Source organism: Mycobacterium sp. NAZ190054, from assembly GCF_001545925.1.
Classification (GTDB): Bacteria; Actinomycetota; Actinomycetes; order Mycobacteriales; family Mycobacteriaceae; genus Mycobacterium.
This window is the reverse complement of record NZ_LMVQ01000244.1, coordinates 1-5,636: the sequence shown is the minus strand read 5'-3', so window position 1 is coordinate 5,636 and position 5,636 is coordinate 1. Positions and strand designations below refer to the sequence as shown.

The following is a 5,636-nucleotide window of genomic DNA, read 5'->3' as shown; positions in this document are numbered from 1 at the left end:
CGACCTCTCCCCTCTTTCCCTACCCGACGCTCGTCCGATCTTCGTGGACGGAACCGGCACCGTCCCGATCACGGCCGACGTGCTCATCGACGGCGACCGCATCCGCGCCGTCGTCGCCCCCGGCGGGCCCGCGGTGGATGCCGCGGCCGATCGGGTGGTCGACGTGTCGGGCCGCCTCGTGACGCCGGGCTTCATCGACCTGCACGCCCACGACGACCTTGCTGTGGGCGTTCGGCCCGACATGTCGTTCAAGGTCTCGCAGGGCATCACGACGGTCGTGGTGGGCAACTGCGGCAACAGCGCCTCGCCGCTCGCGCCGACGGACGCCGGCGCCGCGGAGCGGCTGCAGGTCGCCATGGGTCCCGCCCCGGACCCCATCAGCTGGACGAGCATGGCCGGCTACCTGGACTGGGTCGAGTCGTGTGCGCCCGCCGTCAACGTCGCCGCGCTTGTCGGGCACGGCGGCGTGCGGCTCGCCGCCGGGGTCGAGTGGGGGCGGGCGAGCGCCGCCGAGCGCACGGCCATGTGCCGGATCGTGGCGGACGCGGTCGCCGAGGGTGCCGTCGGCATGTCGAGCGGGCTGATCTACCACCCGGGCCGTGAGGCCGACGAACAGGAGGTCGCCCAACTCGCCCGGGCTGCCGTGCAGGCCGGCGGGCTGTACTCGTCGCACATCCGCGACGAGGGCGACGCCGTGCAGGACGCCGTGGCCGAAGCCCTCCGCATCGGTGACGCGGCGGGCCGCCCGGCGCACATCAGCCATCTCAAGGCGATGGGCCCGGCCAACTGGGGTCTGGTGCCCGGGCTGATCGATTCGATCGCCCGCGCGGGGGCGAGCTTCGACGTCTACCCCTACCGCGCCGCGTCCACCTACCTCACCGACGCCGTCGAGGTGCTGGGCGGAGCACACGTCGCCCCGCCGGCCGACCTCGTGATCGCGGCGGCGCCGGGCCGGGAGGACCTCGTGGGCCGGGACTTCTCGGAACTGACCGCCGAATGGTCGTGTGACCTCGCCGAGGCCGTCCACCGCGTCGACGCCGAGACCTCGGGCCGCTGCGTCGTCGTCTACTTCGGCATGGACGAGCCCGACGTGATCGCGGCGGTCACCAGCCCGCACGGCGCCTACGGCACCGACGGACTGCCCATCCTCACCGGGCGACCGCATCCGCGGCTGTTCGGAACGTTCACCCGGGTCCTGCGTCACTACGTGCTCGACACCGGGGCACTGAGCGTCCAGGCGGCGGTGCACAAGGCGTCCGGGCTTCCCGCTGCCCTGTTCGGGCTGCCCGACCGCGGGGTGATCCGAGCCGGAGCCGTCGCCGACATCCTCGTGATCGACCCCGCCACGATCGCGGACCGCGCCACCTACGCCGATCCGATGCAGTACAGCGCAGGACTGGACGCCGTGTTCGTCAGCGGCGAGCCGACCTGGACCGCCGCCGGCCCGACCGGCATCCGTGCCGGGCGTGTGCTCCGGCACGGCCGATGAACACCACCGGAGAAACAAGGAGACACCCATGACCCGCGCCGATGACATCCGTGTCCTGATGGACCTGCACGAGGAGAACCTGGCGCTCGATCGCCTCTACGATCCCGCCCGGCTTGCCGACAGCCTGGACTCGGCCGTCGGCACCGTGTACGAGGTGAACGGCTACGTCTCCCGTAAGCCCGACGACGTGCCCGGCCGTGTCTCGAAACTGGAGGTCACCACCCCGTGGAAGGCGTTCGACGTGCACCTGCGCCTCGAGGGCGACGCCGCGTGGGTGCTGTCCTCGGCACGCGCGACGATCGCCTGGAACGGCGACGGCGAGCCGCCGGTCCCGGTGGGTGAGGTCACCACCCGCTCGACGCAGATCTATCGGCGCACCCCGGACGGCTGGGCGCTGGCCCATGCGCATCTCTCCCCCGCGAGCACAGCCCCGCGGCCCGGGGGCATCGGGTGACGGCGGCCGCGCCGCGCCTGCACGTCGTCGCCACCGGGGGCACCATCGCGTCGCTGCCCGATCCGGTCACCCGCGCCGTGCGCTCGGTCGTACCGATCGACGATCTGATCGCCGACGTCCCCGGTTTCGACGCCTTCGCCTCGATCGGGACCGAGGAGCTCGTCCGGGTCAACGGCTGGAACGTCACACCGGCCCACATGGTCGACGTGGCGGTGCGGATCACGCGCGCGGTCGCCGACGGGACGGTGGACGGCGTGATCGTCACCCACGGGACCGACACCATCGAGGAGGCGGCGTTCGTCGCCGACATCCTGGTCGCCGCGGACGTACCGGTGGTGTTCTGCGGTGCGATGCGAAACGGCGGCGAGATCTCGGGCGACGGCCCGCGCAACCTCAGCCAGGCGGCGCTCGTCGCCACCGCGCCCGGGCTGCGGGACCGCGGCGCGGTGATCTCGCTGCACGACGAGGTACACGCGGCGCGGTCGGCGGTGAAGGTGGACTCGTTCCGCACCGACGCGTTCGCCTCCCCCGGCCGCGGTCCGATCGCGATCGTGCGCAACCGTGTCGTCGACGTGCTCGCCGCCGGCGCACCGCGCTTCCTCGTCCCGCTCCCCGATCTGCCGCTGCCCGCGGTTCCGGTGATCGACACCTACACCGGGATCGAGGAGAACCTGATCGACGCGGTGATCGACACGACCGGGGCCCGCGGCATCGTGCTCCGCGGGACCGGGTACGGCAACATTCCCGGATCGGCCGAGCCCGCGGTGCGCCGCGCGCTCGCCGCGGGCCTGCCGGTGGTGCTCGCGACGCGCACGCTCACCGGTGGAACCGCGTCGCCCTACGGGGGTCCCGGTGGGGGTGTCGCCCTGCGCGAGGCCGGCGTGCTGCAGGCGGGATCGCTCACCTCCGCCAAGGCCCGGCTCCTCCTCATGCTGCTGCTCGCCTCCACGCAGACGGTGGACCGCGCCGGGAGTCTGTTCGAGGAGGGCGTCAAGGTGCTGAGCCCGGCATGACCACGAGCGTGCACCGCTCGGCGCTTCTCGGCAGCGACAACACCGCCGGGGTGGACCCGGCCGTGCTGGCGGCGATCGCGGCGGCCAACGTCGGCCACTGCCCCGCCTACGGCCGGGATCCGTGGACCGAGGCGGCGGCCGAGCAGATCGCGGCACGGATCGGCGGCGAGGTGGAGGTCGGCTTCGTGTTCGGCGGCACCGGCGCCAACGTCGTCGGGCTGCACCCCCTGCTCCGGCCGTGGCACTCGGTCCTCACGCCGGCCGGCGCCCACCTCGAGACGCACGAATGCGGCGCCCTCGAACGCATGACCGGCTCGAAGACGGTTCCGATCGCCACCGAGCACGGCAAGCTCACCCCGGAGTCGATCGCGCCGCTGCTCTGGACGCGCGACGATCACCAGTACGCCACCGCCCGGGTCGTCTCGATCAGCCAGACCACCGAGTACGGCACCGTCTACACCCCGGCGGAGCTCTCCGCGCTCGCGGACTTCGCGCACGAGAACGGCATGCTGCTGCACGTCGACGGTGCGCGGCTGGCCAACGCTCTGGCCGCCCTCGGGGTGGGTCTTCGGGAAGTGCTGCGTGACACCGGGGTCGATGTCGCGACCATCGGCGGCACCAAGATCGGCATGATGTTCGGCGAGGCGGTGGCGTTCCTGACCCCGGACGCTGCCGACGGGTGGCGGGCGGCGCGCAAGGGAGCGGCGCAGCTGCCGTCGAAGGGCCGGTTCGTGGGGGCACAGTTCTCGGCGCTGCTCACCGATGACCGTTGGATCGCCAACGGCCGGCGCGCGAACGCCGCGGCCGGCCGGCTCGCCGCAGCCGTCACCGCGCTTCCGGGCGTCGAGCTGGTGCACCCCGTCGAGGCCAACGCGGTGTTCGCGCGTCTGCCGCGGAAGGCGCTGAAGCGGCTCCTGGCCGAGACGACGTTCGCGGTCTGGGATCCGACCCGCGACGTCGTTCGCTGGATGACGTCCTTCGACACCACCGACGCCGAGGTGGACTGGTTCGCCGACCGTGTTCGAGCGGCGCTCGACGGTTAGCCGCGTGCGACCTCGGCGTACGCCGCCGCCAGCAGCGCCGGGTCCGGGCCTTCCAGCCGTCCGGGCTTGCCCAGCCCGTCCAGCACCACGAACCTCAACACACCGGCGCGGGTCTTCTTGTCGCCGAGCATGGCCTCCATCAACTGAGGCAGCGCGTCGGCGTCGTAGGTGACCGGCAGGCCCAGCGAGGTCAGGATCGCGCGGTGCCGCTCCGCGGTGGCGTCGTCGAGCCGCCCGGCCAGCCGGCCCAGTTCGGCGGCGAACACCAGCCCCACCGAGACGGCGGCGCCGTGACGCCACTGATAGCGCTCGCGCCGCTCGATCGCGTGCGCCAGCGTGTGGCCGTAGTTCAGGATCTCGCGCAGCTGCGATTCCTTCTCGTCGGCGGCCACCACCTCGGCCTTGACCGCCACCGCCCGCCGGATCAGCTCCGGCAGCACCGTCCCGGTCGGGTCGAGCGCGGCGTCCGGGTCGGCCTCGATCATGTCGAGGATGACCGGGTCGGCGATGAAGCCCGCCTTCACGATCTCAGCCATCCCGGCGATGATCTCGTTGCGCGGCAACGACTCCAGCGTCGCCAGGTCGATGAGCACGGCCGCCGGCTGGTGGAACGCGCCGACGAGGTTCTTGCCCGCGTCGGTGTTGATGCCGGTCTTGCCTCCCACCGCGGCGTCGACCATCCCCAGCAGCGTGGTGGGGATGTGCACGATGTCGATGCCGCGCAGCCAGGTCGCCGCCGCGAATCCGGCGACGTCGGTGGCCGCTCCGCCGCCCAGGCTCACGATCGCGTCCTTGCGGCCGACGCCGATGCGTCCGAGCACCTCCCAGATGAACCCGACGACGGGCAGCTCCTTGCCGCCCTCGGCGTCGGGGAGCTCGATGCGATGCGCGTCGATTCCCTTGTCCGCCAGATGAGTTCGGATCGCCTCAGCGGTCTGCGTGAGGGTGGGTTGGTGCAGGACCGCGACCTTGTGCCTACCCTCGAGGAGGCGTTCGAGGTCGCCGAGCAGACCGGTGCCGATGATCACCGGGTAGGGCGGATCGGTACGGACCTCGACCGTCACCGGCTCTGTCACTGGGCATCCTTCCGCGCGCACGGCGAACCTGCGCTCTTCCTGGCCGCGACCGCGGCGGGACTGGGCGGCGCCTCCGTCGACGGGGACGTCGTCAAGGACAGCGGCGCCCGGCGCCACACCGGCCGCCGCCGGCGCCGGTCCGATTTCGCCGACGGGTTCTCCAGCCGGTTCACGATGTGCCGCACGACCGCCCCGGGGTTGCGGTGGTTGGTGTTCACGCGCATCGTGGCGACCTTCCGGTACAGCGGAACCCGTTGCGCCATCAGGGCTTTGTACTTCTCACCGCGATCGGGGCCGGCCAGCAGCGGCCGGACGGTGGAGCCACCGGTGCGGCGCACCCCTTCCGCGGCGCTGATCTCCAGATAGATCACCGTGTGACCGCGCAGCGCCTCCCGCACGCCCTCGGTGATCACCGCCCCGCCGCCCAGCGACAGCACCCCGTCATGACCGGCCAGCGCGTCGCGGATCACGCTTTCCTCGATGCGGCGGAATTCGGCCTCTCCGTCGGTGGCGAAGATGTCGGCGATCCTGCGGCCCGTGCTCTTCTCGATCGCGGCGTCG

The 5,636-nt window shown here is 72.4% G+C and carries 6 protein-coding genes; 4 read left to right on the top strand and 2 right to left on the bottom strand.

Annotated features, from left to right (window positions below):
- From ASJ79_RS17350 to ASJ79_RS17335, 4 genes are all read left to right on the top strand, one after another.
- The coding region (locus ASJ79_RS17350; RefSeq protein WP_156448501.1) for an amidohydrolase family protein at positions 1 to 1,489 on the top strand (1,489 nt) is incomplete at its 5' end.
- Positions 1,490 to 1,517: 28 nt separating this feature from the next.
- Positions 1,518 to 1,943, top strand: coding sequence for a nuclear transport factor 2 family protein (locus tag ASJ79_RS17345; RefSeq protein ID WP_156448500.1), 426 nt, complete (start codon positions 1,518 to 1,520; stop codon positions 1,941 to 1,943).
- Positions 1,940 to 2,956, top strand: coding sequence for an asparaginase (locus ASJ79_RS17340; RefSeq protein WP_067957573.1), 1,017 nt, complete (start codon positions 1,940 to 1,942; stop codon positions 2,954 to 2,956). Before ASJ79_RS17345 ends, ASJ79_RS17340 begins: the two co-directional genes overlap by 4 nt.
- Positions 2,953 to 3,999 (top strand): low specificity L-threonine aldolase, encoded by a 1,047-nt coding sequence (locus tag ASJ79_RS17335; RefSeq protein ID WP_067957571.1) that lies wholly within the window; start codon positions 2,953 to 2,955, stop codon positions 3,997 to 3,999. The genes ASJ79_RS17340 and ASJ79_RS17335 overlap by 4 nt, the downstream gene beginning before the upstream one ends.
- On the opposite strand, the gene aroB is transcribed toward ASJ79_RS17335, so the two are convergent.
- Both aroB and ASJ79_RS17325 read right to left on the bottom strand, forming a co-directional pair.
- Positions 3,996 to 5,075, bottom strand: a complete 1,080-nt coding sequence (gene aroB, locus ASJ79_RS17330; protein ID WP_067957569.1) for a 3-dehydroquinate synthase — start codon at positions 5,073 to 5,075, stop codon at positions 3,996 to 3,998. The genes ASJ79_RS17335 and aroB overlap by 4 nt on opposite strands.
- Positions 5,072 to 5,636, bottom strand: a 565-nt coding sequence (locus ASJ79_RS17325; protein ID WP_067957567.1) for a shikimate kinase, incomplete at its 5' end; no start/stop codon positions are given. The genes aroB and ASJ79_RS17325, both read right to left, overlap by 4 nt.